Genomic DNA, 26122 nt, shown 5'->3' with positions numbered 1-26122 from the left:
ACTTTACAGACGCGAATGATAATGATTATTATTGCCATGCGTTTCCGGGAGGTCGCCCGACAGCCTGGAAAAGCACGACATTGCTCACATTGCTTCCAGTATTATTTCGCCAGCTTAGATGCTGGCTTTTTTTTTGCCTGCTCTCCTTCAATGCTTTTCAGCCACTCCTGCACGATCATTCAATGAATTTGAACAGAGGAGTGAAGTTTTTCAGCTATCAATCAAACCGCCTCAGGGACACACTATAAAAAACATTGAGGAGATTTGAACATGATCTATGTACGCAAAGCTGAAGAACGCGGTCACGCAAACCATGGCTGGCTGGATAGCTGGCACACCTTCTCTTTCGCCAGCTATCACGATGCGAACTTCATGGGTTTCTCCGCGCTGCGGGTCATCAATGAAGATGTGATCGATGGCGGTCAGGGATTTGGCACCCATCCGCATAAAGATATGGAAATCCTGACCTACGTGCTTTCCGGTACGGTTGAGCATCAGGACAGCATGGGCAACAAAGAGCAGATCCCGGCAGGGGAGTTCCAGATCATGAGTGCCGGCACCGGTGTGCGTCACTCTGAGTACAACGCCAGCGAAAGCGAACCGCTGCACCTCTATCAGATCTGGATCATTCCTGAGCGTACCGGTATTGAGCCACGCTACGATCAGCGCCGCTTCCCGGATGTGCAGGGACGCCAGCTGGTGTTAAGCCCGGATGCCCGTGAAGGGTCGCTGAAAGTTTATCAGGACATGACCTTGTCGCGCTGGGTACTGGCTGCCGGTGAGCAGGATAACGTTGCGATTGATGCGGGACGTCGTATCTGGATTCAGGTCGTGAAAGGTGATGTTACCGTTAACGGCAACGCGGTCACCACCAGCGACGCCCTGGCGATCTGGGACGAAAGCGCGCTGACGATTGAAGCCAGCTCGGCGGCCGAAGTCCTGCTGTTTGATCTGCCACCTGTCTAAGCAGATAACGGGCGCGCCTCGTCGCGCCCGGTTAGGAATTTTGTGACAGAAAAGTGATAGACTCATCGTACTTTAGCTTTCAGGGCGATCCCAGGCGCTACGATGAAGAAGAAAAGACCGGTATTACAGGACGTTGCCGATCGCGTCGGCATTACTAAAATGACCGTCAGCCGTTACCTGCGTAATCCTGAGCAGGTCTCTGTTGCCCTGCGGGACAAGATTGCAGTGGCACTGGATGAGCTGGGTTATATCCCCAATCGCGCCCCCGATATGCTTTCTAACGCGACCAGCCGTGCCATCGGTGTGCTGCTGCCGTCGCTCACCAACCAGGTTTTTGCTGACGTATTGCGCGGCATTGAAGCCGTCACTGACGAAGCCAACTATCAGACGCTGGTCGCCCACTTTGGTTACAACCCGCAAAAAGAGGAGCTGCAACTGCGCTCGCTGCTGGGCTGGAACATCGATGGCGTTATCCTCACCGAACGCACCCACACGCCAGGCACGCTGCGTATGCTGGAAGTGGCCGGTATTCCGGTGATTGAGGTGATGGACAGCGTTACACCCTGCCTAGACATGGCGGTCGGCTTTGATAACGTCGAAGCGGCCCGGCAGATGACACAGGCAATCCTCAGCAAAGGCCATCGTCACACCGTCTACCTTGGCGCACGCCTTGATGAACGCACGCTGCAAAAGCAGCGCGGTTATGAAATCGCCATGCGCGAAGCGGGTCTGATGCCGCACAGCGTGATGATGGAGGATGCCTCATCATTCAGCGCCGGTGGCGATCTGCTGCGTGAAGCACAACGTCTCTATCCTGAAACGGATAGCCTGTTCTGTACCAATGATGACCTGGCGGTCGGCGCGATGTTTGAGTGCCAGCGCCAGGGATTGCAGGTACCCACTCAGATGGCGATAGCGGGTTTTCACGGCCATGATATCAGTCAGGTCGTCACACCACAGCTGGCGACAGTGCTGACGCCGCGCGACCGCATGGGACGTGAAGCGGCGGCGATGTTGCTGGCGCGCATTGCCGGTGAGAGCAGTGATGATCCGCTGCGGGATATCGGTTTTGAGATCAGTGAAGGTGGCAGCATCTGATTGTGATGTTTTTATGAGTCAGCTCACACTTTCATGCTTTTTCTGGTAAAAAGGTTGCCAGGCTGTTAACCGGCCAGGAGAATGAGAAACGACATTGTTATCGGTAACATTGGCAAATTCTCACCTGCCGGAGCAGAAAAATGACAACGCAATCCCCGTCGCATCACGTTTTTATCCTGATGGGCGTTTCAGGCAGCGGAAAGTCTGCTGTCGCCAACCAGGTCTCTCACCAGCTGAATACCGCTTTTCTTGACGGTGATTTTCTCCACCCGCGCGCCAACATCCTGAAGATGGCCGATGGTCATCCGCTGGATGACAGCGATCGCCAGCCGTGGTTACAGGCGCTGAACGATGCCGCGTTTGCCATGCAGCGCACCCAGGCGATCTCCATCATTGTCTGCTCAGCTCTGAAAAAAAGTTATCGCGACATTCTGCGTCAGGGCAACGATAACCTGCGTTTCGTTTACCTGAAAGGCGATTTTGACACCATCGAAGCCCGCCTGAAGGCGCGTAAAGGCCACTTCTTCAAGCCGCAAATGCTGGTCACCCAGTTTGCCACGCTGGAAGAGCCGGGCAGTGATGAGCCGGATGTCCTGGTCGTGGATATCGCGCATTCACTGGACGAGGTGGTGGCGGCTACGGTTGCGACTATCCAGGACGCTATCAGCCAGGATTAGAGATGAATACCGCAACACTCGTTTTGACCGCAGCAGGCTCCGTCCTGCTGCTGCTTTTTCTGGTGATGAAGGCCCGTATGCACGCCTTTGTCGCGCTGATGTTAGTCTCCATCGGTGCCGGGCTATTCTCCGGCATGCCACTGAACAAAATCGCGGAAACCATGCAGAAGGGGATGGGCGGCACGCTCGGCTTCCTTGCCATTGTGGTCGCGCTGGGCGCGATGTTCGGCAAAATCCTGCATGAAACCGGCGCCGTGGATCAGATCGCCATCCGGATGCTGAAAACCTTTGGTCAGAGCCGCGCCCATTATGCAATGGGGATTGCCGGTCTGATCTGCGCGCTGCCGCTTTTCTTTGAGGTGGCGGTGGTGCTGTTAATCAGCATCGCGTTTGCGGTGGCGCGGCGTACCGGCGGCAATCTGGTGAAGCTGGTCATTCCACTGTTTGCCGGTGTGGCCGCGTCGGCGGCGTTCCTGCTGCCCGGACCGGCTCCGATGCTGCTGGCTTCACAGATGCACGCGGACTTTGGCTGGATGATCCTGCTGGGTCTTTGCGCGGCGATCCCGGGCATGCTGATTGCCGGGCCGCTGTTTGGCAACTTTATCGGCAATCACGTGACGTTCAGCGCACCGCCGGAAGATCATCAGCCGGATGTCGATGAGAGCAAGCTGCCGTCGTTTGGCTTCAGCCTCTCACTGATCCTGTTCCCGCTGGTGCTGGTCGGCCTGAAAACCATCGGCGCACGCTTCACGACCGAAGGCACCACGCTGTACGAGTGGCTGGAATTTATCGGCCATCCTTTCACCGCCATCCTGCTGGCGCTGCTGGTCGCGATTTATGGTCTGGCTTACCGTCAGGGTATGGATAAAGAGCGGGTGATGCAGGTGTGCGGCAGCGCGCTGCAACCGGCCGGAATTATCCTGCTGGTGATTGGCGCGGGTGGTGTATTTAAGCAGGTGCTGGTGGATTCCGGCGTAGGGCCGGTGCTGGGCAATGCGCTGACCGGCGCGGGTCTGCCGATCGCGCTGGCCTGCTTTATTCTGTCGGGCGCGGTGCGGGTGATTCAGGGGTCGGCGACGGTCGCCTGTCTGACCACCGTCGGGCTAATCATGCCGGTGATTGAACCGCTGCATTACAGCGGTGCGCAACTGGCGGCGCTGTCGATCTGCATCGGCGGTGGCTCTATCATCATCAGTCATGTAAACGATGCCGGTTTCTGGCTGTTTGGCCGCTTCACCGGGGCCAGCGAAGCGGAAACGCTGAAGACCTGGACGCTGATGGAGACCATTCTCGGCACCGTGGGCGCGATCGTCGGGATGATTGCATTCGAACTGCTTTCCTGACCAACCTGACGGGCTATCTGCCCGTCAGGTTTTTTCCCGCGAGCGGGGGAAGAGTAAAAAAGGGAACAGCAAATAAGGCGCTACCACCAAAAGGACAATGACGCCGCGTGAATAGCCTGCGTCATTTATTCTCCTCACTCCGCAGGAAAAAACAGGCAAAATAAACAGCAGCAGCGCGGTTAAGCCTATTTCATGCTCTGGCCCGGTTAACCATTGCAGATAACTGCAGAACCAGACCAGTTGGAACAGCAGGAAAATAAAATAGCTCGTCCTTCCTTCACGCCCTTGATAGTTAAACGTGCGCAGCAGACAGCTTTTGATAATCTGCAGCAGCCTGTTCATGCCCATTTTCTTCTTATCAGCGCAAAACTAACCAGCGTAATGGCGGCGGCAAGTAAGTAAACCCAGGCAAAATCAGTAACGTCAACCTGCATCAGTTGCACGTCATTCAACGCCGCTTTCTGTCCCGAGACGGATAATACGGTTAAGCCAGCTAAACAGAAGATATTTGCCAGAAAGAATAGCGCCTGAAAGGCTGTTTCTTTAGCTACGGACAGGAAGGCAATTTTTCTGAAACCCCACCAGGCTACCAGATAAACCAGCAGCCAGAACAGCGCGCAGAGTAGCGGGGCAACCAGATAACTGCGCATATCTGTGATCACCCCTGAATGCCCGCTGTTGGCATACTGCAGGACTTCCTGAAGGGAGAAGTAACCTGTAATCAGATAGAGCGCGCCGAAAAAAAAGGGTAATAACAATCTCATTGCATTTCCCTCCAGGTTTTCAAACGCTGCATCAGCTGCGGCAGCTCTTTTCCGGGGTCCACCATCACCAGCTGTTTACTTTTTGCATCGTATTTCGCGGCGGCGGTCGGGTCACCTTTACCGCCCTCCGCCATCACAAAGCGGGCATCTGAACGGCCATAAAGGCCAACATGCGGAAAAGGATCGCTGCCAAACGCCAGCACGTTGCGGCCAGGCAGGGTATATTCTCTGGTCAAAAAATCCGGGATTCTTTTTGAGTCGATACCTGATAAAGGCGTAGTGACAAAGCGGGAACCTGCGTAGTCGAGGGAAAAGCAGATCTTGTTATCGGCTGCATTTTTCTGCACTAAATCCGCGCCAAACAGGATTTTTAAACGCTGCCAAACCGTCGCGCTGTCGGGTTCGATCTTCTCGCCTTCCAGATAAACATCTTGTTTATGATAAAGTTGGTAAACCATTTTGTGAATCTGCATCATGGAGGCGCCAACACCGTGCCAGTTCGGCCCATCCCTGCTGTAAAGCCGCTCAACGATAATAAAGACGCCTGTCCCGGCATAATTTTCGATACTGCCCGCCATAGAAACCTCCTTTTTTTACAGCATTATATAAATATTATTGTTCATTTCAACGCTGTGACTTTGTGATAAACAGGCTGGATTAATGTGGCTGCCTGCCGGCCTGGCAGGGTAAAGAGACAAAGGTGTGCTTACAACTTCAGATAAGCGCGAATGCCATCCAGGAACATCTGGGTTGCCAGCATAATCAGTATTAATCCCATCAGACGCTCCAGCGCATTCACACCCTTATCGCCCAGCAGACGCAGGAACAGACCTGACATCAGCAGAATAGCGACCGTTACGCCCCATGCGATCAGCAGCGCACCCACCAGATGCGACATCTGATGCGGATACTGATGCGACAGCAGCATCAATGTGGCCAGCAGCGATGGCCCGGCCACCAGTGGAATCGCCAGTGGCACCAGGAACGGTTCTTCGCCCGCCGGTAAGCCAGAACTGCTGCTTTCAGCCGACGGGAAAATCATCTTGATGGCGATCAGAAACAGGATGATCCCGCCAGAAATCGACACGGTTTCGGTGCGCAGATTCAAAAACGCCAGGATGCGTTCGCCGGTAAACAGGAACAGCAGCATGATGATCAGGGCAATCAGCATTTCACGGATTAGCACCACCCGCCGCCGTTTCGGCTCCAGATGCTTTAAAACCGACATAAAAATCGGCAGATTGCCCAGTGGATCCATAATTAACAACAATAATATTGTTGCCGAAATCATTTCAGTCATCGGTTTTGCGCCATGTTGTTCGCGAAAAAGCGGAGTTATTAGTTACGCTGCTGAAAAAGTTAGCGTAATCGAATTAATTCACTTGCTACCCGGCCTGCATTTTGTAGAGTGAGGGGACACAGGTAAATCCTATTATTACGCAGAGCGGCGTGAAAATAGCACGCGGCTCTCTCCTCTGAAATGAAAAGCAGGTGTAACTGCCTTAGACGGACACGACATGAAGAATGTAGGTTTTGTTGGTTGGCGCGGCATGGTCGGCTCAGTGCTGATGTCCCGCATGAGTGAAGAGCGTGATTTTGATGCAATCAATCCGGTCTTCTTCTCGACGTCGCAGCATGGTCAGGCGGCACCCGCGTTTGCGGGCAAACAGCAGGGCACCCTGCAGGATGCGTTTGATATTGAAGCGCTGCGCGCGCTGGATATCATTATCACCTGCCAGGGCGGCGACTACACCAGTGACGTCTATCCAAAGCTGCGCGCCAGCGGCTGGCAGGGATACTGGATTGATGCGGCCTCTACGCTGCGCATGAAGGATGATGCCATCATCATTCTCGATCCGGTCAACCATGCTGTGATTCGCCAGGGCATTGACCGTGGCATCAAAACCTTTGTCGGCGGTAACTGTACCGTCAGCCTGATGCTGATGTCGCTGGGCGGCCTGTTTGCGCAGGATCTGGTGGAGTGGGCCTCGGTTGCCACCTATCAGGCAGCCTCTGGCGGCGGTGCGCGCCACATGCGCGAACTACTGACCCAGATGGGCATGCTGCACGATCACGTTGCGCCTGCGCTGCAGAACCCGGCTTCCGCCATCCTCGACATCGAGCGTAGCGTGACCGACTTCACCCGTTCCGGCACCTTACCAACCGACAACTTCGGCGTCCCGCTGGCGGGCAGCCTGATTCCGTGGATCGACAAGCAGCTGGAAAACGGTCAGAGTCGCGAAGAGTGGAAAGGCCAGGCGGAGACCAACAAGATCCTCGCCACCTCTAAGGTCATCCCGGTTGATGGATTATGCGTGCGCGTCGGCGCGCTGCGTTGCCACAGCCAGGCGTTTACCCTGAAGCTGAAACGCGATCTGCCACTGGCTGAAATCGAACAGCTGCTGGCCTCCCATAATGAGTGGGTCAAAGTGGTGCCGAATGATCGCGAGCTGACGATGCGTGAACTGACGCCTGCCGCCGTGACCGGCACGCTGACCACGCCGGTTGGCCGTCTGCGTAAACTGAACATGGGGCCGGAGTACCTTTCCGCCTTCACGGTAGGCGACCAACTGTTATGGGGCGCTGCCGAACCGCTGCGTCGCATGCTGCGGTTGCTGACCAACTAACCAGCAAACATCGCCTGAGTCATGCCAATCGGATAAGACAAAAAGATCGGATGGCTATATGAAAGCCCGTAATCATCATTGATGGTTGCGGGCTTTTTTGCTGACTGGCCTGGAATGGTGTTATTGCGTTTTAAGCAACATACCGCTCTGTACTTCATGGCTTGTAGGGCCACTGATGACTGGCGTCTGGCTGTATGGCGTGCTTAACCTGTTTTTCGATAACCCATTCTTTTTGCATCCTTACAAAGTGTCTGTGCAGTCAGGGCGTTGAGTCATAACGACAATGTTACTCTGCCTGTGATACAGAGCAGGCGACACGAAGATGCTGAGCAGGATGAAGTACAGGTGCCCTGTGTCCTGGCCATTATCTGCTCTTATCGCTAAGCCGATTATAAACATGTCGTTAACCATCGCTTTACAACAAGTTATCAGGTAGCTTTTCTCCATCACCGTCTGCGCTCATCACACCGGTTTCTGACATTGTCCGGCGGCAGAGACGATGTTCCAGTCCGGTGAAGAATGCAGCGTCTTTCATCCGGACACGCCGGGCAGCATAAATGACACTAATCCGCGGATTTAACCGGCCTTTTTTGTCTGTTTCGTATGGGAAATAGCCTGCCGTTTCGCTTACTAAGTGATCAGCTTCCCTTTTTTGCCGATCGCTAAAGAATATTTTGCTTAAGTCCATGGCAACTGCCGCGACCAAGCTATGATTTAACCATGATGTGCCACAGGTCACTCTTGTGCTTTCCGGACTAAATGGTTGTGGTACACGGCAAAAAAATTTTCCCACGGAATGGCCTGACTTCTTTGTCGTTGTACGTATGGCTCAATGAAGAGCAGCGCAGGTGAAGCGTGACAGGCTATGTTGCGTTCATTTCGGCTGCCAATTATCACAGGAAGAAAGTCATGTCAGAGCTTCCCGATCGCGATGCGATCAATGCCCTGTTTGCGGGTAATTATGCCGACCCTTTTTCGTTACTAGGGATGCACCGAACTCAGCAAGGCCTGGAAGTCAGGGCATTGCTCCCCGAAGCGCTCGAAGTGTGGGTCATTGAAACCTCCACCGGGCGTAAACTGGCCCAGCTGGTGTGCGAGGATGCACGCGGCTTCTTCAGTGGCGTCATTCCACGCCGTAAAAATCATTTCCGCTACCAGTTGGCGGTGAACTGGCACGGCCAGCAAAATCTGGTCGATGATGCCTATCGCTTTGGCCCGCTGCTGCAGGAGATGGATCTGTGGCTGCTGGCGGAAGGAACACACCTGCGTCCTTACGAGACGCTGGGCGCGCATGGCGACGTCATCGATGGCGTCTTCGGTACCCGCTTCTGCGTCTGGGCACCCAACGCCCGTCGCGTCTCAGTGGTTGGTGACTTCAACTTCTGGGATGGCCGCCGTCATCCGATGCGCCTGCGTCAGGAACTGGGCATCTGGGAGCTGTTTGTACCGGGCGCGGTCAACGGTCAGCTCTACAAATATGAAATTATCGATGCCAATGGTGAACTGCGCATCAAAGCGGATCCTTACGCCTTTGAAGCGCAGATGCGCCCGCAAACTGCGTCGATGATCTGTGGCCTGCCAGAGCCGGTTGAGATGAAAGAGGAGCGTAAAGCCGCCAACGGTTTTGACGCGCCCATCTCCATCTATGAAGTGCATCTGGGCTCCTGGCGTCGTCACACCGACAACAACTTCTGGCTGAGCTATAAAGAGCTGGCTGAACAGCTGGTGCCTTACGTTAAAGAGATGGGCTTTACCCATATCGAACTGCTGCCGATCAACGAGCATCCGTTTGATGGCAGCTGGGGCTATCAGCCACTAGGCATGTATGCACCGACCCGCCGTTTTGGAACCCGTGATGAGTTCCGCGCCTTTATTGACGCCGCCCATGAAGCGGGCCTCAACGTGCTGCTCGACTGGGTGCCGGGTCATTTCCCCAGCGATGATTTCGGTCTGGCGCGCTTCGACGGCACGCAGCTCTATGAGCACAGCGACCCGCGTGAAGGCTTCCATCAGGACTGGAACACCCTGATTTACAACTTTGGCCGCCGCGAAGTAAGCAATTACCTGTCGGGCAATGCGCTCTACTGGACCGAACGTTTTGGCATTGATGGCCTGCGCGTGGATGCGGTGGCGTCGATGATATACCGCGATTACAGCCGTAACGAAGGGGAGTGGGTGCCGAATCAGTTCGGTGGCCGTGAGAACCTCGAAGCGATCGAATTTCTGCGTTACACCAACCGCACGCTCGGCACCGTCGCGTCCGGGTCGGTAACCATGGCTGAAGAGTCCACCGACTATCCTGGCGTGACACGTCCGACCGAAGGCGGCGGGCTGGGCTTCTGGTTCAAATGGAATCTGGGCTGGATGCACGACACGTTCGACTACATGCAGGTCGATCCCATCTACCGCAAGCACCATCACAACCTGATGAGCTTCGGCATGATGTACAACTACACCGAAAACTTTGTGCTGCCGCTGTCGCATGACGAAGTGGTGCACGGTAAGCGCTCGATTCTCGATCGTATGCCGGGCGACGCCTGGCAGAAGTTCGCCAACCTGCGTGCCTACTACGGCTGGATGTGGGGCTTCCCGGGCAAGAAACTGCTGTTCATGGGCAATGAATTTGCTCAGGGCCGCGAGTGGAACCACGACGTCAGCCTGGACTGGCATCTGCTGGAAGGGGATGACAACTGGCATCACGGTGTTCAGCGTCTGGTGCGCGACCTCAACCACACCTATCAGCACTACACACCGCTGCATCAGCTGGACTTTGATCCGGCAGGCTTTGAGTGGCTGGTGGTGAACGATGCGGAACACTCCGTCTTCGCCTTTGTCCGCCGCGACCGTGAAGGCAACGAAGTGATCGTCATCAGCAATTTCACCCCGGTGGCGCGTCCGGGCTATCGCTTTGGCGTTAATCAGCCTGGCTACTGGCGTGAAGTGCTGAACACAGATCAGCACGAGTATCACGGCAGTGACGTGCGCATTCATCGGGTGCATACCGATGAGCAGGAGAGTCACGGACGACCGCAGTCGCTGAGTCTCAATCTGCCGCCGCTGGCAACAGTCTGGCTGGTGCGGGAGGCTGAATGACCATTACTGCCGGCGATCCCGAACCGCTGGGTGCCAGTTACGATGGCAAAGGCGTTAACTTCACTCTGTTCTCACAGCATGCTGCGCGCGTAGAGCTCTGCCTGTTTGATGAACAGGGCGCAGAACAGCGTCTTGACCTGCCTGGCCGCAGTGGGGATATCTGGCACGGTTATGTTCCGGCGTTAAAACCGGGACAGCGCTACGGCTACCGGGTTTATGGCCCCTGGTCGCCGCAGCAGGGACATCGCTTTAATCCGGCAAAGCTGCTGGTTGACCCCTGCGCCCGCGCGGTGCAAGGCGATGTTCCGGATGACCCGCTGTTTCAGGGCGGCGAAGCGCAGCCCGATCCGCATGACAACGCCGCGATTGCGCCTAAATGTGTGGTGGTAGCCGAAGATTTTGACTGGCAGGGCGATGTCGCGCCACGTACGGCCTGGGGCAACACGGTAATTTATGAAGCCCATGTGCGCGGCCTGACGCAGCAGCATCCGGAAATTCCGGAAACGCTGCGCGGGACTTACGCGGCGCTGGGTCATCCTGTTATGGTGGATTACCTGCGCAAGCTGGGAATTACCACTCTTGAGCTGCTGCCAGTGGCCCACTTCGCCAGCGAACCGCGATTGCTGCAGCTTGGCCTGAGCAACTACTGGGGTTATAACCCTTTTGCGCTCTGGGCGGTGGATCCCCGTTACGCCTCCGGTCAGCCGGGTGTGACGCCGTTGCAGGAGTTTCAGCAGGCGGTCAAGAGCCTGCACGCCGCGGGTATTGAAGTACTACTGGATGTGGTGTTCAACCACACTGCCGAACTGGACGAGATTGGCCCGACGATCTCGATGCGCGGTATCGACAATGCCAGCTACTACTGGCTCGATGAGCAGGGCGGTTATCAGAACTGGACCGGCTGCGGCAACACGCTGAATATCCACCATCCGCAGGTGATGGCGTGGACCTTAGAGGCGCTGCGCTACTGGGTGCGCGTCTGCCATGTCGACGGCTTCCGCTTTGACCTTGCGCCGGTTCTGGGCCGCACACCCGATTACCAGCGTGATGCACCCTTTTTTGAGGCGATAAGCGCCTGTCCACTGCTCTCTCAGGTCAAGCTGATTGCAGAACCCTGGGATATCGGCCCTGACGGCTATCAGGTTGGCCGTTTTCCGCCACCGTTTGCCGAATGGAACGATAAGTTTCGCGACACCGCGCGTCGTTACTGGCTGCATGGCGGCTTGAGCAATGGCGAGTTCGTCCGGCGCTTTGCCGCCTCCAGCGATCTCTATCAGCATGATGACCGGCCGCCACACGCCACGGTTAACCTGATCACCGCCCATGACGGCTTTACGCTGTGGGATGTGGTGAGCTTCGAACGTAAACACAACGAAGCGAATGGGGAAGATAACCGCGATGGCCACGGTGATAACTACAGCCACAACCACGGCAAAGAGGGGCTGAACGTCAGCTTTGACGTGATCGAACGCCGCCGCCGCAGCGTGCGGGCACTGCTGACGACGCTGCTGCTGTCACAGGGCACGCCAATGCTGCTGGCCGGCGATGAGCGCGGCCATACGCAGCGCGGCAACAACAACGCCTACTGTCAGGATAACGCCCTGAGCTGGCTTGACTGGCAGGCGGATGAGAAGGGATTAGTCGGATTCACCGCAGCACTGATTGCTCTGCGCCAGCGCATTCCGGCGCTGACCGCAGATCGCTGGTGGCAGGACGGTGACGGCAATGTGCAGTGGCTCAATGCCGGTGGCCAGCCACTGCAACACGATGAATGGGCACAGGGGATGCACAGATTGCAGATCCTGCTGTCCGGCCGCTGGTTAATAACAATAAACGCCACGGATACGGTGAATGACATCGTGTTACCAGACGGAGAATGGCGTGCCCTTCCTCCTTTCGCCGGGGACGATAACCCCATCCTGCTAACTGTCTGGCATGGTCCCGCACACGGTGTGTGCGTGTTCCAAAAGCAATCATAAGGAGTCAGACATGGTTAAGTTAGATAGAACAGATCACCTGATGCTGGCCCGCCAGCTCCCTACACAGACGGTTGCTCTGATCCTTGCCGGCGGACGCGGCACGCGCCTGGTCGATTTAACGGCCAAACGTGCTAAACCGGCGGTGCATTTCGGCGGCAAGTTCCGCATTATCGACTTTGCCCTCTCCAACTGCGTCAACTCCGGTATCCGACGGATTGGCGTGATTACCCAGTATCAGTCTCATACCCTGACTCAGCATATCCAGCGTGGCTGGTCGATCTTCAATGAAGAGATGAATGAGTTTGTCGATTTGCTGCCAGCGCAGCAGCGCTTTTCGACCGAACAGTGGTATCGCGGAACGGCTGATGCCGTGACGCAAAACCTTGATGTAATTCGCCGCTATCAGGCGCAGTACATCGTGATCCTTGCCGGGGACCACATTTATAAGATGGATTATTCACGCATGCTGCTGGATCACGTGGTGAACGAGGCGAAATGTACCATCGCCTGTTTACCGGTGCCGGTACATGAGGCTACGGCCTTTGGCGTGATGGCGGTGGACGAAGATAACATGGTGATCGACTTCGTGGAGAAACCCGCGAAACCGCCCACCATGCCGGGTGATGACACGCAGTCGCTCGCCAGCATGGGGATTTACGTGTTTAACGCGGACTATCTCTATGAGCTGCTGGAGGAGGATCTGCAGACGCCAGGCTCTAACCATGATTTCGGCAAAGATATCCTGCCGAAAATCGTGGCAAGCGGCGAAGGCTATGCGCACTCCTTTGCGCTCTCCTGCGTCCAGAACGATGACAATGCGCCGCCTTACTGGCGCGACGTCGGAACGCTGGAAGCTTACTGGCGCGCCAATCTTGACCTGGCCTCGGTGATGCCTGAGCTGGATATGTATGACGTCACCTGGCCGATTCGTACTCACATGGAGCCGCTGCCGCCGGCCAAATTTGTTCAGGATCGTTCCGGCAGTCACGGGATGACCATGAACTCACTGGTATCGGGCGGCTGCATCATCTCCGGTTCGGTGGTGGTCAATTCCGTGCTGTTCCCACGCGTCCGCGTTAACTCGTTTTGCAATATTGATTCAACTGTACTGTTGCCTGATGTGGTAGTGGGCCGATCGTGTCGCCTGCGTCGCTGTGTGATTGATCGCGCCTGCGAACTGCCGGAGGGCATGGTTATTGGCGAAAACCCCGATGAAGACAGTCGCCGGTTTCACCGTTCGGATGAAGGGATCGTACTGGTCACCCGCGCCATGCTGGCAAGGCTGGCCAAAGCGGGGCTGTAAGCGATAAGCGGAACTTACGCAATCGGCACGCGGAGCGTGCCGGATAACTTAATGAGGTCGAGGATGCAGGTTTTACATGTCTGTTCAGAACTTTTCCCGCTGCTGAAAACGGGCGGACTGGCTGATGTAGTCGGGGCATTACCTCAGGCGCAGATTGCGGGCGGCACGGATACACGGGTATTGTTGCCCGCTTTTCCCGCATTGCGCAAAGGCATACCCGATCTCCAGGTAGTGACGGAGCGAGAGACATTTGCCGGTCATATACGTCTGCTATTTGGTGAATTTAATGGTGTGGGCATTTACTTAATTGATGCGCCCGGCCTCTACGATCGTCCCGGCAGTCCCTACCATGACGAGTCGCAGTTTGCATATGTCGACAACTATCTGCGCTTTGCGCTGCTGGGCTGGGTCGGCTGTGAACTGGCGTGCGGCATGGACTCTATGTGGCGTCCTGAGATCGTGCATGCGCATGACTGGCATGCTGGCCTGACCTGCGCCTATCTGGAAGCGCGTGGTCGTCCGGCTAAATCCGTCTTCACCGTACATAACCTGGCATACCAGGGGCTGTTCATGGCGCATCACATGGATGAGATTGGCCTGCCGTGGTCGTTCTTTAACATGCATGGGCTGGAGTTCTTTGGTCAGATCTCCTTCCTGAAAGCGGGACTCTTTTACGCTGACCACATTACGGCGGTGAGCCCGACTTACGCTCATGAAATTACCTCTGCCGAATTTGCTTATGGCATGGAAAGCCTGCTGGCGCAGCGGATGCGGGAAGGCCGTCTTAGCGGGATCCTCAATGGCGTCGATCCCTCTATCTGGGACCCGGCGCACGACCTGCTGCTGAGTGCGCGCTATAACCGCGACACGCTGGAAGCGAAAGCGGAAAACAAACGGCAGCTGCAGGTGGCGATGGGGCTGAAGGTGGATGATAAAGCGCCGGTATTCTGCGTGATCAGCCGACTGACTAAACAGAAAGGCCTGGACCTGGTGCTGGAAGCGCTGCCTGGCCTGCTGGCGCAGGGCGGACAGCTGGTGCTGCTGGGACAGGGTGATGCCGAGCTGCAACAGGGATTCCTGGCGGCAGCGGCGGAGCATCCGGGCAGCGTGGGTGTGCAGATTGGCTATCACGAAGCGTTCTCCCATCGCATTGTCGGTGGCGCGGATGTGATCGTGGTGCCGAGTCGCTTTGAGCCCTGCGGCCTGACTCAACTTTATGGCCTGAAGTATGGTACGTTGCCGTTAGTGCGCCGCACCGGCGGGCTGGCAGATACCGTCAATGACAGCTCTCTGGAGAACCTGGCCGACGGTATCGCCAGTGGCTTCAGCTTTGAAGATGCCAATGCCTGGTCGCTGTTGCGGGCCATCCGGCGCGCGTTTGTGTTGTGGTCCCGTCCTTCACTGTGGCGTTACGTTCAGCGTCAGGCGATGGGCATGGACTTTAGCTGGCAGGTGGCCGCACAAGCCTACCGTGATCTCTACCAACGTTTGATGTAACGGATTGGGAAAACTGGATATGAATGCACCTTTCACTTACGCCTCACCAACGTTGACGGTTGATGCCTTAAAGCATTCGATTGCCTACAAACTGATGTTCACTATCGGCAAAGATCCCTCGATCGCCAATAAGCACGAGTGGCTCAACGCCTCGCTGCTGGCAGTGCGCGACCGGATGGTGGAGCGCTGGCTGCGTTCCAGCCGTGCTCAGCTCTCTCAGGATGTCCGCCAGGTCTATTACCTGTCGATGGAGTTCCTGATGGGCCGCACGTTAGGGAATGCGCTGCTGGCGATGGGGATCTATGACGATCTCAACCAGGCACTGGATGAGATGGGTCTGGATCTGGCCGAGCTGATGGAAGAGGAGAACGATCCGGGGCTGGGCAACGGTGGTCTGGGTCGCCTGGCGGCCTGTTTCCTCGATTCGCTGGCGACGCTGGGCATGCCGGGCCGCGGTTATGGCATCCGCTATGATTACGGCATGTTCAAACAGAACATCGTGGAAGGTGAGCAGAAAGAGTCGCCGGATTACTGGCTCGAATATGGTAATCCGTGGGAATTCCAGCGTTTCAATACCCGTTACAAAGTCCGTTTTGGCGGTCGCGTTCAGCATGAAGGCACGAAGGTGCGCTGGCTGGAGACCGAAGAGATCCTGGCGATGGCCTATGACCAGATCATTCCGGGCTTCGACACGGATGCCACCAATACCCTAAGACTGTGGGGTGCGCAGGCCAGCAACGAAATCAACCTCGGCAAGTTCAACCAGGGTGACTATTTTGCGGCGGTGGAAGATAAAAACCACTCTGAAAACGTGTCGCGCGTGCTCTACCCGGATGACTCCACCTATTCAGGCCGTGAGCTGCGTCTGCGTCAGGAATATTTCCTGGTCTCCGCGACCGTGCAGGACATCCTGAATCGCCACTGGCGGATGCACCAGACCTGGGACAACCTGGCGGACAAGATCGCCATTCACTTGAATGATACCCATCCGGTGCTGGCGATCCCCGAACTGATGCGCCTGCTGATTGACGAACATAAATTCAGCTGGGACAGCGCTTTCGACGTCTGCTGTCAGGTCTTCTCCTATACCAACCATACGCTGATGACCGAAGCGCTCGAGACCTGGCCGGTCGATATGATCGGTAAGATCCTGCCGCGCCACCTCAGCATCATTTTCGAGATTAACGACTTCTTCCTCAAGACGATTCAGGATCACTATCCTGATGACCTGGATCTGCTGTCGCGCATTTCGATCATCGACGAAAACGATGGACGCCGGATACGCATGGGCTGGCTGGCCGTCGTCGTCAGTCATAAAGTGAATGGCGTGTCAGAGCTGCACTCCAATTTAATGGTGCAGTCACTGTTTGCCGACTTCTCCCGTCTGTTCCCGGGCCGCTTCTGCAACAAAACCAACGGCGTCACTCCACGTCGCTGGCTGGCGCTGGCGAACCCGGCGCTGTCAGAGGTGCTGGATGAGGAGATTGGTCGCAACTGGCGTACCGATCTCAGCCAGCTGGATGAGCTGAAAGCCCAGATCGACTATCCGGCGTTTATCGAAAAAGTCGCGGTTGCCAAGCATCAGAACAAGCGTCGGCTGGCCGACTGGGTAGCGAAGAATCTGGATGTGGTGCTCGACCCGAACGCGCTGTTTGATGTACAGATCAAGCGTATTCACGAGTACAAACGTCAGCTGCTCAACGTGCTGCATGTGATCACCCGTTACAACCGTATCAAGGCCGATCCGCAGGCGGATTGGGTGCCGCGCGTGAATATCTTTGCCGGTAAAGCAGCGTCGGCTTATTACGTCGCCAAGCACATCATTCATCTGATCAACGATGTCGCGAATGTGATCAACAACGATCCGCAGGTGAAGAACAAACTGAAGGTGGTCTTCGTCCCGAACTATAGCGTGAGCCTGGCGCAGATCATTATCCCGGCGGCCGATCTCTCTGAACAGATCTCGACCGCAGGGACGGAAGCGTCCGGCACCAGTAACATGAAGTTTGCGCTGAACGGTGCGCTGACGATCGGTACGCTGGATGGCGCCAACGTTGAGATGCTGGATCACGTCGGGGAAGAGAACATCTTTATCTTTGGTAATACCACGCCGCAGGTCGAAGCGCTGCGTAAGGGCGGCTATAACCCGCGTGACTATTACGAAAAGGACGATGAGCTGCATCAGGTGCTGACTCAGATTGCCTCTGGCGTATTCAGCCCGCAGGATCCGGGTCGCTACCGCAATCTGTTCGATTCTCTGGTTAACTTCGGCGATCACTACCAGTTACTGGCGGATTATCGCAGCTATGTGGATACCCAGGATAAGGTGGATGCGCTCTATCGTAAACCGGATGAGTGGCAGCGCCGCGCAGCGAAAAATATCGCCGGCATGGGCTACTTCTCGTCGGACCGTACCATTCAGGAGTACGCCGATGAGATCTGGAACATTACACCAATAAGGCTGTAGGGTCCGGGCAGTACGCCTTTCTGACGTTCTGTGCGGCCGGGTAACCGGCCGCCACATTGCCATCTTCTCTTCTGACCCTCCCGCCATCCCTCACCCTTTTTCACAGGGTTCAGCATCTCATGATTTCTGTGCCTGTATCTGCCCGCAGAGCGAGCCAGATCATTACACCCTGGCTGAGAATCGCTACTATGCGGGAAAGCAAAACGACCCGACAGGCAACCGCGGCCCATGAGTGACAACATCAATCAGGAAATTACCTTTCGCAAGCTCAGCGTCTTTATGATGTTTATGAGCAAAGGGAATATCGCCCGCACGGCGGAAGCGCTGGCCCTGAGCAGCGTCAGCGTGCACCGCGCGCTGCACACGCTGGAAGAGGGCATCGACTGTCCGCTGTTTATCCACAAAGGCCGTAACCTGGTGCCGTTGCCTGCCGCCTGGACGCTGCTGGACTACTGTCGTGACGTGACCACCCTGATGGGTAAAGGTATTGAAGAGGCGCGCAAGGTGGCGGGTATCGGTGTGGGTCGTCTGCGGCTTGGCACGCTCTACTCGCTGACGCTTGAAACCATCCCCCGACTGATTATGGGCATGAAACTGCGCCGGCCCACGCTGGAGCTTGATCTGACCATGGGCTCCAATCAGATGCTGCTGAACATGCTGGAAGATGACGCGCTGGATGCCATTCTGATCGCCACCGATGACGGCGAACTCAGCGATGCGCATTTTGATGTGATTCCGCTGTTTGAAGACCGTATCTTTCTGGCCGCGCCAGCCGGGGAGACGCGGGAGGGAACCGGCCCGGTGGATCTGCGTGATTTTGCCGACCGTGATTTTGTTTCACTGGCTGAGGGATTTGCCACCTATACCGGTTCGCAGGAGGCGTTTCAGATAGCCGGATTTGAACCGCGCATGGTCACGCAGGTAAATGACATCTTCTCAATGATAAGCCTGGTGCAGGCGGGCATTGGCCTGGCGCTGATCCCCGGACGGATGAAGAAGGTGTATGAAAATAACATTCAGTTGCTGCCGCTGGCTGAGCCTTATCAGATGCGTCAGCAGATTTCGATTGTCTACTCACACCGTCGCGAACGCGATAATGACCTGCTGGCCCTGGCGGCAGAAGGGCGGATGTACGCCCGCAGCCTTACTGACTGAGTCGTTTAGCCAGATGCAGCGCAACGTCGATACTGTTACGCTCCAGACAAATCGCTTCGCCCTGCCAGCCCGCCTGCAGCGTCAGGCCGGTCAGCACATTGCCAGGCGGCATCTCAATCGCCAGTCGGGCATCGCGCTGATTAGCTGAAACCATCGCATCATTCCACTGCACCGTGCGCGCCATATTAAAGGCGAGATCGTCAGCAATCTTTTCCGGCTCCCAAATCACCCGTCCGGTGGAGCCGCTGAGGTAAGCGCAATCGGGCCGCGAGAGGCTGACGGACTCAAATGCGCGCGCCAGTTCAGCGGCGGGTTTATCCAGCAGCGCGCAGTGCGACGGCACGCTCACCGCGAGTTTAACGGCTTTACTGGCACCGGCATCCAGTGCTTTCTGCGCCACGACAGCCATATCCTCGTCACGACCGGCAATGACAATCTGCGTTTCCGCATTCAGGTTGGCGATGTAGGTATTGCTGCCAGCCAGTAGCTTCTCCAGACGATTCAGCGTTAAACCGGTGATGGCGGTCAGGCCATAGCCCTGCGGATAGGCCTGTTCCATCAGATCGCCGCGCAACGCCACCAGCCGCAGGGCGTCGCTGAAATCGAGCGCGCCGGAAATCACCGCAGCGGGAAATGCACCAATCGACAGACCACTGACGATGTCCGGTTTCACCCCACGGCGGATCAGCTCGCGCGCCCAGGCGACTCCCGCAATCAGCAGACTGAGCTGGACGGCGCGGGTGTGGCGCAGCGCATCAGTGCTGTCGAGCCGGTCGGTCTCGTCGCCCAGTACCGCTCGCACGCTGTTTAACACCGCGTCGCCGTCGGGCAGATGCTGCAGCATCCCGGCACGCTGGGTGCCCTGGCCGGGAAAGGTAAAGAGTATTTTCATGGATTCTCCCTGCTCCAGGGTGAAGCGGTCAGTATCGGTCCGGTATCGGTTTTTAACAGCACGCGACCCTCACGCAGCCACTCGTTCAGCGCAAACGCGCCAGACGGCGTTTCCACCTGGGTATCTACCCGGCAGTCCAGTGCGTCAGTCTGCGTCAGCCACTGTTGCAGCGCGTCGGGTGCCAGCGGCTGCGGCGCGCGGATCACTAAATCAAGATCGCTGGCAGCGTGCAGCACAAGTCGCTGCGTCGCCAGCGCATAACCGGTGCTGCCGGTAATGCCCCAGTGCCAGGGCCAGAGAGTCTCGCTGAGCGCAATCGCCGCGCGAACCGGCGCATAAGCGGTAAAGGGTGAATCCAGCAGCCATGTCCGTTCTGCCAGCCTCTCTGGCGTCACCATCCGGACAATATCGGCTGGACTAATCCAGCCGGCGGCGCGCTGCTCACGTCGTTCACCGCGCACACCCACCGGAATCAGACCGGATTCACGGTGGTCGCGCCGTACCACCACCGGCAGATCGGGATGCCAGAACGGGCTGACCCAGCTCTCTTTAACCGCGGCTAACGCGTCACTGTGACGCAGCCAGAGCAGATCGTGGGGGCGCGGCGCACTCATATTACATTCCTGATGTCAGCGTGATGAACAGCGGTAACGATAAAATACACAGAATTGAGCTTAACAGCAGCACGGCTTCAGCATCGGGTGACTGCACGCCAAAGCGGTTGCCGAACACCACGCCGAAGAAACCGGCCGACAGCGCAATCATCAGGATAGCGGTGATGGCGACTGAACCGTTAAGTCCCAGCGCCAGTACCAGACCCCAGGCGATAAAGGGCTGAATCAGCAGCTTAGCCACAGTACCGACGCCGACGACGGCGTTGAGTTTCAGCTGACGCGCAGAGAGGATGACACCCGTCAGGAACAGCGCAGCGGCGGTGGCCGCCAGGCCCAGCGGTTTGATCGCGGCCAGCACAAGATCCGGCATTTTAACGCCCAGCGCTGACAGAACCACCCCAATCAACGGTCCCATCACGATAGGTTTTTTTACTGAACGCCACATCAGGATCGGCAGCATTTTCAGCGTTGAACCGTGTTCGGTACCTGCGGCAAACGCCTTTTCACGTTCCAGGATCAGCAGGCACAGCGGGGTGAGCAGCACTGAACCACAGGCAATCGACACCGCCACGGAGAGGGAGGTGGCCGCATTTTCACCCAGCACGCTGGCCAGAATGGGCAGTCCCAGTGCGGCGTAGTTAGGCAGCGCCACGGTCAGCGTCAGAACGGCCGCATCCTGCGGTGACTTTTTGAACACTTTGGTCGCAAGGAAATAGACGGTGCCATAGGTAATCCACATTGCACCGGTGATCACCACAATCAGCGGCCACTGCGCCACAATGCCTGGCCACGGTGTCTGAACCGTGGCGCTGAACAGCGCGGCGGGCAGTGCAAAATCCATCACGAAGATATTAAGCAGAGAGACATCTTTGTTGTTGACCATTCCGGCCTTACCGGCCCAGAAACCCAGCAGCATAATGACAAAGATCGGAGCAAGGGCATGAACAATTATATAAATCATAAATCACCTGTATTTAAGAAGAACTCTTTAAAAAACAGCGATGTTTATAATTCTGAACACGGCCACTGCTCCGGGGCGCAATTAGCGATGCGCCCCGTCAGACCGGTTTCGGCAGGTTTATTTTTTTAGTTAATTACCAGGCCGCGCGCATACGTTCGCGAACCAGGGAGGAGCTGTGACGATTGGAGGCACCGAGGCGGCTTTTCAGGCTCGGATCCTGGCGAGCGTCGCTGATCGCCTTGTGCAGCGCAATCTCAACCATCGCCACATCGGCGTCAGACGGCGCATCAGGATTGCCCACGTTCAGCAGATCGGAGAGCAGGCCCAGCGTGGCGAAGTTATTTACGTCGTAAGCCATCGGTGGAATGGTCGCAGCCAGTTTTTCCAGCGCTTCCACGGAACGCAGCGTAATACGCGCCGCCGATGCTTTGCCCATGGCATGCACCAGCACACCCTGATCGTTGAGCGCAATCAGTCGGTTAGCCTGATAACCGTGTGCCAGGAACGCACCGGACATCGCTTTGCCGACAATCAGGCCAATCACCGGATGACCGTCAAGGCGTGCGTTGGCATACGCCCCCGCTGCACCCGCCAGCGCCTGATGAATACCAAATGCCTCTTCGCGGCGGCCATAGGCCTGACTTGGCACATCAATCACCGCCACAATCGGACGTTTTACGGCACTGTTTTTGTCTGCTTCGCGCGTTTCATTCACCACTTTCGCCAGCGTCCAGCCCTCCAGCAGACCGACTTCACCCTGCGCGGCGCGCGGATAGTGGTTTTGTGGATCGGGCACGATGGCAATAAAGCGGACGTTTTCGCCATTGAGCTGGCCGTCAGCCACCTGAACAGAGGCACACAGGCCGCTAAGACGCTGTGCATTGGGTGCGAGTTTTTCCAGCCAGGTTGCACCGCGGCTGCTTGTCTGAGTCATTATTTCTCCTCCCGGGCGAAAAGCTGTTTAATCTGCGCGGTATCCGCCTGCTGGCGGGTATCAAACTGCGACAGACGTGACAGGAAATCGGCATAGTTATCGCTGCGGTTCTGAGCCGGAACGCCTTTGGCAATGAACTCATTCATGGCGGTTTTTACCGCGTTGATGCCGTCACTCACCAGCGCATCGACCAGGCCGCTGGCGTAGCGGATTTCGCCGCCGGTCATGCTCCAGATAAACGGGCGATCGCGCGAGTCATACTCTTCAATGCCTGCTTCCTGCTCAATGACCTGTGGACCGTTCAGTCCCAGACGGGCTTCGCGCGTGACAATCAGGTAGCTGCAGAGTGCGGCAGCGATAGACATCCCGCCGAAGCAGCCAACGGTGCCGCTGACGATGCCGATAACCGGGGTGTAGCGACGCAGATCGACAATCGCTGCGTGAATATCCGCAATCGCCGCCAGGCCAAGATTCGCTTCCTGCAAGCGCACGCCACCGGTTTCCAGGCAGAGCACCGCCTGAGTCGGAATGCCGTTGCGATTGTCTTCCGCCGCCAGCTCCAGCGCTGCCGCCATTTTCGCCCCGGAGACTTCGCCCATGCTGCCGCCCTGGAAGGTGCCTTCGATGGCCACCACCACGGCAGGCTGACCGTTCAGGGTGCCGCGTGCGACCACCATGCCGTCGTCTGACTGAGGCACCACGCCCTGCGGGGCCAGCCATGGCGACATAATGCCTTCAAAGGGATCAAGCAGTTCGCGGTAGCTGCCTGCATCCAGCAGCGCATGGGCGCGTTCACGGGCCCGTAATTCAATAAAACTGGCATCGTTACGCATGGCTCACCTCTTCAAAAACCTGTTCAATACGGATACGCGCTACGCCGGGTGTCGCGCCGAAATCGTGAATAATCAGCTTTCCTGCGGGCAGGCCGTTAATTAAGTTCAGGCGGTCAAACAGCGCCTTCCAGCGAGCGTCGCTGTTATCCAGTGAGGTGGTGATATCAATGTTCAGTGTCTGGCCTTCAGTTGCGGTGTACAGCACTTCCATATCACCGGAACCAACGACCCCGGCCAGCGCTCTGCCATTGAGCAGGCGGTTTGCAGGTAAAGATAATGTGATGTGTTCCATAATGGCCTCTAAAAATAAGAATGTTCAGGCGAGCAGACCCGATCAATAAACAGCGTCGCGGCCAGCAAATCGGCGGCCCCGCCAGGCGAAGCATTGAACGCCAGCATGCGCCGATCAAGCTGCGACAGCGCCACCTGACCTGCAGCTGTGCGGCAGCCTCCCGCCAGCAGTACGGCGCGTGCGCCCTGCTGCATGGCGTCTAGTCCGGTCATACCCGCACGTGACAGCACGCAGGTATCGCTGAGCGAGGTCATGATCGCCATCAGCGCATCAAGACGGGCTTCACTTTCACTGGCACCCACCGCCCGGCTGGTCAGCAGCTGCGGCAGCGCCAGCTTCATCACGTGAGGAAACGCCTGTTGCGCCTCTTCGCGTGCGCCGGGCACCTGATAGCGGTGCGTTGCTTTTAACCCTTTGCTGAACAGCTTTGGCGCAGCCCGGTCGGGCAGGCTGGCCAGTGCGGCGGCGGTGCGGGTCAGCTGGTCGGCACTGGCAGCGCCACCGTGCATGGCCGCGGCACTCACCAGCAAGCCCAGCGCCCAGATTGCGCCTCGATGGGTGTTAACGCCGCCGGTTGCCGCCATCATCTGCTGCTCACCGTCGCGGCCCAGGCGGCCTACCGTTTCGCGCAGGGCGATATCAGCGGGACGCAGCCAGCTGTGACGGGCCAGCGCCAGAAAGGCTGGCATCAGGCTGTGAGCGGAACGCTCCATCAGCGCCAGCGTCAGATCCTGATGCGCACCGTTTCCCCGACTGTCGACCAGACCCGGCTTAGGGCTCAGGCGTGCTTCATCGATCAGACAATCGCGCGCCATCGTCGCAAGCTGGCTGGACTGCGCCTCGGCTTGAGTCTGTGACAGGAGTTTCATTTACCAGCTCCGGAATTTAGCAGGTGGGTTGTACAGGCCATCTGACCATTCAACCAGGTCAGCGACGCTGCCCGCTGCCAGCAGTGAACGCGTGGCGTCAGAGCGGCGGATACCCATATCTTCCGGGTAGACCACTTTGCCGCTTTTACGCAGGGCTGCGACGCGTGCCGCATCCACACCCAGGCCGATGTCGGTAATGCCCGCAACGGCAGCGACCATAGCGCGACGCTCTTCAAGACTTTCTGCGCGATAGAGATAGGCAATGCCTTCCTCAGTCAGCACATGGGTCACGTCATCGCCGTAAATCATGACCGGTGCCAGCGGCATACCGGAGGTTTTGGCGACCTCAACCGCATCCAGGGTTTCAACGAAGGTCGGTTTTGCGCCTGCCTGGAAGGTTTCGACCATCTGCACCACCAGTTTTTTACCGCGCTGCATCGGGTCTGGCTCGGTGATCATGTTCAGCCAGGCGGGCGTTGCATGACGACGGCCATGGGGATCGTGACCCATGTTAGGTGCGCCGCCGAAACCTGAAAGACGACCACGCGTCACGGTAGAGGAGTTGGCCAGACCATCAACCTGCAGGGTGGCACCGATAAACATATCAACCGCGTACTGGCCGGCCAGCTGACAGAAGGCGCGGTTAGAGCGCATTGAGCCGTCGCTGCCGGTAAAGAAGATGTCGGGACGGGCGCGGATATACTCTTCCATCCCCAGCTCACCGCCGAAGCAGTGCACACTCTCGACCCAGCCGCTCTCAATCGCCGGGATCAGCGTCGGATGCGGGTTCAGCGTCCAGTGCTTACAGATTTTGCCTTTCAGGCCGAGCTGCTCGCCGTAGGTTGGCAGCAGCAGTTCAATCGCGGCGGTATTAAAACCGATACCGTGGTTCAGCGACTGCACCTGGTGTTCGGCATAGATGCCTTTAATCGCCATCATCGCCATCAGGATATGTTCCTGTTTGATCAGGCGCGGATCGCGGGTAAACAGCGGTTCGATAAAGAACGGTTTGTCTGCGACGATGACGTAGTCAATCCAGGAGCCGGGGATATCGACGCGAGGCAGGTCGGTTTCGTCATCGACCAGTTCATTGACCTGGGCTATCACGATACCGTCACGAAACGCGGCGGCTTCCACCAGTGCCGGGGTATCTTCGGTACTCGGGCCGGTATAGAGGTTGCCTTTGCGGTCAGCTTTGTAACCGGCAATCAACGCCACATTCGGGCTGAGATCAACATAGAGGCGGGAATAGAGTTCGATATAGGTATGGATAGCGCCGATTTCCAGCTGGCCATCCTGTAACAGCTGAGACATGCGCAGACTTTGCGGACCGGAAAAAGAGAAGTCGAGTTTGCGGGCGATGCCTTTTTCAAAAATATCGAGATGCTCACTGCGGCCGACGCTGGGCATAATCATATGCAGGTCGTGAATCTTTGCCGGATTCACCGCTGCCAGCGTGCGGGATAAGAAGTCAGCCTGTTTCTGGTTATTCCCTTCAAGCACCACGCGGTCGCCTGGTGCAATGAGTGTTTCCAGTGCTTCGGTAGCTCTTTCTGAAGGAATGACTTTGCCATCAAGGGGAAAGGAAGCTATACGGCGCGCTTTTTCACTGCGGCGTGTGTTCCACTCCCGGGCAGGCGTTTGGCCTGTGTTCATTTCAACCTCCTGATTAGAATCGCTGTTGCTTCGTTTATGCTGAGGGAAGTCTGAGCCTTCTTAATGCATCGTTCAATTAAGTAAAAAAAATGAACGTTAGAT

24 protein-coding genes are annotated in these 26122 nt (G+C 56.9%); 11 read left to right on the top strand and 13 right to left on the bottom strand.

The features are described 5' to 3' along the window. Nucleotides 1-270 precede the first annotated feature (270 nt). The 4 genes from FA92_RS16505 to gntU all read left to right on the top strand — a co-directional run bounded on the left by FA92_RS16505 (nucleotide 271) and on the right by gntU (nucleotide 4084). Nucleotides 271-966, top strand: coding sequence for a pirin family protein (locus tag FA92_RS16505; protein ID WP_013359331.1), 696 nt, complete (start codon nucleotides 271-273; stop codon nucleotides 964-966). Nucleotides 967-1068: 102 nt separating this feature from the next. Further along, entirely contained in the window at nucleotides 1069-2064 is a 996-nt protein-coding gene (gntR, locus tag FA92_RS16500) for a gluconate operon transcriptional repressor GntR (RefSeq protein WP_033784196.1), read from the top strand. A 140-nt stretch (nucleotides 2065-2204) separates the two neighbouring features. Continuing rightward, a complete protein-coding gene (gntK, locus tag FA92_RS16495; protein WP_033784195.1) occupies nucleotides 2205-2741 on the top strand; it encodes a gluconokinase in 537 nt (178 codons plus the stop codon). 2 nt (nucleotides 2742-2743) lie between these two features. Continuing rightward, complete coding sequence (gene gntU / locus FA92_RS16490) at nucleotides 2744-4084, top strand: gluconate transporter (protein ID WP_033784194.1); 1341 nt, start codon at nucleotides 2744-2746, stop codon at nucleotides 4082-4084. A 24-nt stretch (nucleotides 4085-4108) separates the two neighbouring features. Here gntU and FA92_RS16485 read toward each other — a convergent pair whose 3' ends face one another. The 4 genes from FA92_RS16485 to FA92_RS16470 form a co-directional block, all read right to left on the bottom strand. Further along, nucleotides 4109-4426: a DUF805 domain-containing protein gene (locus FA92_RS16485; protein ID WP_081463855.1), complete on the bottom strand. Its 318-nt coding sequence runs from the start codon at nucleotides 4424-4426 to the stop codon at nucleotides 4109-4111. Further along, entirely contained in the window at nucleotides 4423-4848 is a 426-nt protein-coding gene (locus tag FA92_RS16480) for a hypothetical protein (protein ID WP_013359326.1), read from the bottom strand. The genes FA92_RS16485 and FA92_RS16480 overlap by 4 nt, the downstream gene beginning before the upstream one ends. Continuing rightward, the gene (locus FA92_RS16475; protein ID WP_013359325.1) at nucleotides 4845-5426 is read right to left on the bottom strand and encodes a hypothetical protein; all 582 of its coding nucleotides are present in this window, start codon (nucleotides 5424-5426) and stop codon (nucleotides 4845-4847) included. Before FA92_RS16475 ends, FA92_RS16480 begins: the two co-directional genes overlap by 4 nt. Before the next feature lie 128 nt (nucleotides 5427-5554). Continuing rightward, entirely contained in the window at nucleotides 5555-6148 is a 594-nt protein-coding gene (locus FA92_RS16470; RefSeq protein WP_013359324.1) for a YhgN family NAAT transporter, read from the bottom strand. 217 nt (nucleotides 6149-6365) lie between these two features. Here FA92_RS16470 and asd point away from each other — a divergent pair, with 217 nt between their 5' ends. Continuing rightward, nucleotides 6366-7475, top strand: coding sequence for an aspartate-semialdehyde dehydrogenase (gene asd, locus FA92_RS16465; RefSeq protein WP_013359322.1), 1110 nt, complete (start codon nucleotides 6366-6368; stop codon nucleotides 7473-7475). A gap of 415 nt (nucleotides 7476-7890) precedes the next feature. Here the strand turns inward: asd and FA92_RS16460 are convergent, their stop codons facing one another. Further along, a complete protein-coding gene (locus FA92_RS16460; protein ID WP_033784193.1) occupies nucleotides 7891-8163 on the bottom strand; it encodes a hypothetical protein in 273 nt (90 codons plus the stop codon). A gap of 221 nt (nucleotides 8164-8384) precedes the next feature. Here FA92_RS16460 and glgB point away from each other — a divergent pair, with 221 nt between their 5' ends. From glgB to FA92_RS16430, 6 genes are all read left to right on the top strand, one after another. Next, nucleotides 8385-10568: a 1,4-alpha-glucan branching enzyme gene (gene glgB, locus FA92_RS16455; protein WP_033784191.1), complete on the top strand. Its 2184-nt coding sequence runs from the start codon at nucleotides 8385-8387 to the stop codon at nucleotides 10566-10568. Further along, nucleotides 10565-12547, top strand: coding sequence for a glycogen debranching protein GlgX (gene glgX, locus FA92_RS16450; RefSeq protein WP_033784189.1), 1983 nt, complete (start codon nucleotides 10565-10567; stop codon nucleotides 12545-12547). The genes glgB and glgX overlap by 4 nt, the downstream gene beginning before the upstream one ends. Nucleotides 12548-12557: 10 nt before the next feature. After that, complete coding sequence (glgC, locus tag FA92_RS16445; protein WP_013359319.1) at nucleotides 12558-13850, top strand: glucose-1-phosphate adenylyltransferase; 1293 nt, start codon at nucleotides 12558-12560, stop codon at nucleotides 13848-13850. Between the two features lie 63 nt (nucleotides 13851-13913). Beyond that, nucleotides 13914-15347, top strand: coding sequence for a glycogen synthase GlgA (gene glgA / locus FA92_RS16440; RefSeq protein WP_013359318.1), 1434 nt, complete (start codon nucleotides 13914-13916; stop codon nucleotides 15345-15347). A gap of 19 nt (nucleotides 15348-15366) precedes the next feature. Beyond that, nucleotides 15367-17814 carry a glycogen phosphorylase gene (glgP, locus tag FA92_RS16435; protein ID WP_013359317.1) on the top strand — a complete coding sequence of 816 codons (2448 nt, stop codon included), beginning with the start codon at nucleotides 15367-15369 and terminating at the stop codon, nucleotides 17812-17814. Between the two features lie 228 nt (nucleotides 17815-18042). Then, on the top strand, nucleotides 18043-18969 hold the full coding sequence (locus tag FA92_RS16430) for a LysR family transcriptional regulator (RefSeq protein ID WP_033784187.1): 927 nt from the start codon (nucleotides 18043-18045) through the stop codon (nucleotides 18967-18969). Here FA92_RS16430 and mdcH read toward each other — a convergent pair. The 8 genes from mdcH to mdcA all read right to left on the bottom strand — a co-directional run bounded on the left by mdcH (nucleotide 18959) and on the right by mdcA (nucleotide 26020). After that, nucleotides 18959-19861: a malonate decarboxylase subunit epsilon gene (mdcH, locus tag FA92_RS16425; protein ID WP_033784186.1), complete on the bottom strand. Its 903-nt coding sequence runs from the start codon at nucleotides 19859-19861 to the stop codon at nucleotides 18959-18961. The two genes, FA92_RS16430 and mdcH, sit on opposite strands and share 11 nt — an antisense overlap. Next, nucleotides 19858-20475: a malonate decarboxylase holo-ACP synthase gene (locus FA92_RS16420; protein ID WP_033784185.1), complete on the bottom strand. Its 618-nt coding sequence runs from the start codon at nucleotides 20473-20475 to the stop codon at nucleotides 19858-19860. Before FA92_RS16420 ends, mdcH begins: the two co-directional genes overlap by 4 nt. Nucleotide 20476: 1 nt before the next feature. After that, nucleotides 20477-21436, bottom strand: coding sequence for an AEC family transporter (locus tag FA92_RS16415; RefSeq protein ID WP_013359313.1), 960 nt, complete (start codon nucleotides 21434-21436; stop codon nucleotides 20477-20479). A gap of 133 nt (nucleotides 21437-21569) precedes the next feature. Then, entirely contained in the window at nucleotides 21570-22370 is an 801-nt protein-coding gene (gene mdcE / locus FA92_RS16410; protein WP_033784183.1) for a biotin-independent malonate decarboxylase subunit gamma, read from the bottom strand. Continuing rightward, the gene (locus tag FA92_RS16405; RefSeq protein WP_013359311.1) at nucleotides 22370-23203 is read right to left on the bottom strand and encodes a biotin-independent malonate decarboxylase subunit beta; all 834 of its coding nucleotides are present in this window, start codon (nucleotides 23201-23203) and stop codon (nucleotides 22370-22372) included. Before FA92_RS16405 ends, mdcE begins: the two co-directional genes overlap by 1 nt. After that, nucleotides 23196-23495 carry a malonate decarboxylase acyl carrier protein gene (gene mdcC, locus FA92_RS16400; RefSeq protein WP_033784182.1) on the bottom strand — a complete coding sequence of 100 codons (300 nt, stop codon included), beginning with the start codon at nucleotides 23493-23495 and terminating at the stop codon, nucleotides 23196-23198. Before mdcC ends, FA92_RS16405 begins: the two co-directional genes overlap by 8 nt. Before the next feature lie 8 nt (nucleotides 23496-23503). Continuing rightward, a complete protein-coding gene (locus FA92_RS16395) occupies nucleotides 23504-24364 on the bottom strand; it encodes a triphosphoribosyl-dephospho-CoA synthase (protein WP_033784180.1) in 861 nt (286 codons plus the stop codon). Continuing rightward, nucleotides 24365-26020, bottom strand: coding sequence for a malonate decarboxylase subunit alpha (mdcA, locus tag FA92_RS16390; protein WP_033784179.1), 1656 nt, complete (start codon nucleotides 26018-26020; stop codon nucleotides 24365-24367). Between the last annotated feature and the right edge of the window lie 102 nt (nucleotides 26021-26122).

Source organism: Pantoea sp. 9140, assembly GCF_000745295.1.
Taxonomy (GTDB): Bacteria; Pseudomonadota; Gammaproteobacteria; order Enterobacterales; family Enterobacteriaceae; genus Pantoea; species Pantoea vagans.
The sequence above is the reverse complement of the archived record's forward strand: the minus strand, read 5'-3'. Positions and strand labels throughout refer to the sequence as shown.

Bases quoted from the DNA above. Each gene is read 5' to 3' on its own strand.
- asd (WP_013359322.1), top strand. From the start codon at position 6,366: ATGAAGAATGTAGGTTTTGTTGGTTGGCGCGGCATGGTCGGCTCAGTG.
- FA92_RS16470 (WP_013359324.1), bottom strand. From the start codon at position 6,148: ATGACTGAAATGATTTCGGCAACAATATTATTGTTGTTAATTATGGAT.
- glgB (WP_033784191.1), top strand. From the start codon at position 8,385: ATGTCAGAGCTTCCCGATCGCGATGCGATCAATGCCCTGTTTGCGGGT.
- FA92_RS16505 (WP_013359331.1), top strand. From the start codon at position 271: ATGATCTATGTACGCAAAGCTGAAGAACGCGGTCACGCAAACCATGGC.
- FA92_RS16405 (WP_013359311.1), bottom strand. From the start codon at position 23,203: ATGCGTAACGATGCCAGTTTTATTGAATTACGGGCCCGTGAACGCGCC.
- gntU (WP_033784194.1), top strand. From the start codon at position 2,744: ATGAATACCGCAACACTCGTTTTGACCGCAGCAGGCTCCGTCCTGCTG.
- glgC (WP_013359319.1), top strand. From the start codon at position 12,558: ATGGTTAAGTTAGATAGAACAGATCACCTGATGCTGGCCCGCCAGCTC.
- FA92_RS16415 (WP_013359313.1), bottom strand. From the start codon at position 21,436: ATGATTTATATAATTGTTCATGCCCTTGCTCCGATCTTTGTCATTATG.
- glgP (WP_013359317.1), top strand. From the start codon at position 15,367: ATGAATGCACCTTTCACTTACGCCTCACCAACGTTGACGGTTGATGCC.
- FA92_RS16485 (WP_081463855.1), bottom strand. From the start codon at position 4,426: ATGAACAGGCTGCTGCAGATTATCAAAAGCTGTCTGCTGCGCACGTTT.
- mdcC (WP_033784182.1), bottom strand. From the start codon at position 23,495: ATGGAACACATCACATTATCTTTACCTGCAAACCGCCTGCTCAATGGC.
- FA92_RS16420 (WP_033784185.1), bottom strand. From the start codon at position 20,475: ATGAGTGCGCCGCGCCCCCACGATCTGCTCTGGCTGCGTCACAGTGAC.
- mdcA (WP_033784179.1), bottom strand. From the start codon at position 26,020: ATGAACACAGGCCAAACGCCTGCCCGGGAGTGGAACACACGCCGCAGT.
- FA92_RS16430 (WP_033784187.1), top strand. From the start codon at position 18,043: ATGAGTGACAACATCAATCAGGAAATTACCTTTCGCAAGCTCAGCGTC.
- gntR (WP_033784196.1), top strand. From the start codon at position 1,069: ATGAAGAAGAAAAGACCGGTATTACAGGACGTTGCCGATCGCGTCGGC.
- mdcE (WP_033784183.1), bottom strand. From the start codon at position 22,370: ATGACTCAGACAAGCAGCCGCGGTGCAACCTGGCTGGAAAAACTCGCA.
- glgA (WP_013359318.1), top strand. From the start codon at position 13,914: ATGCAGGTTTTACATGTCTGTTCAGAACTTTTCCCGCTGCTGAAAACG.
- FA92_RS16395 (WP_033784180.1), bottom strand. From the start codon at position 24,364: ATGAAACTCCTGTCACAGACTCAAGCCGAGGCGCAGTCCAGCCAGCTT.
- FA92_RS16460 (WP_033784193.1), bottom strand. From the start codon at position 8,163: ATGGACTTAAGCAAAATATTCTTTAGCGATCGGCAAAAAAGGGAAGCT.
- glgX (WP_033784189.1), top strand. From the start codon at position 10,565: ATGACCATTACTGCCGGCGATCCCGAACCGCTGGGTGCCAGTTACGAT.
- gntK (WP_033784195.1), top strand. From the start codon at position 2,205: ATGACAACGCAATCCCCGTCGCATCACGTTTTTATCCTGATGGGCGTT.
- mdcH (WP_033784186.1), bottom strand. From the start codon at position 19,861: ATGAAAATACTCTTTACCTTTCCCGGCCAGGGCACCCAGCGTGCCGGG.
- FA92_RS16475 (WP_013359325.1), bottom strand. From the start codon at position 5,426: ATGGCGGGCAGTATCGAAAATTATGCCGGGACAGGCGTCTTTATTATC.
- FA92_RS16480 (WP_013359326.1), bottom strand. From the start codon at position 4,848: ATGAGATTGTTATTACCCTTTTTTTTCGGCGCGCTCTATCTGATTACA.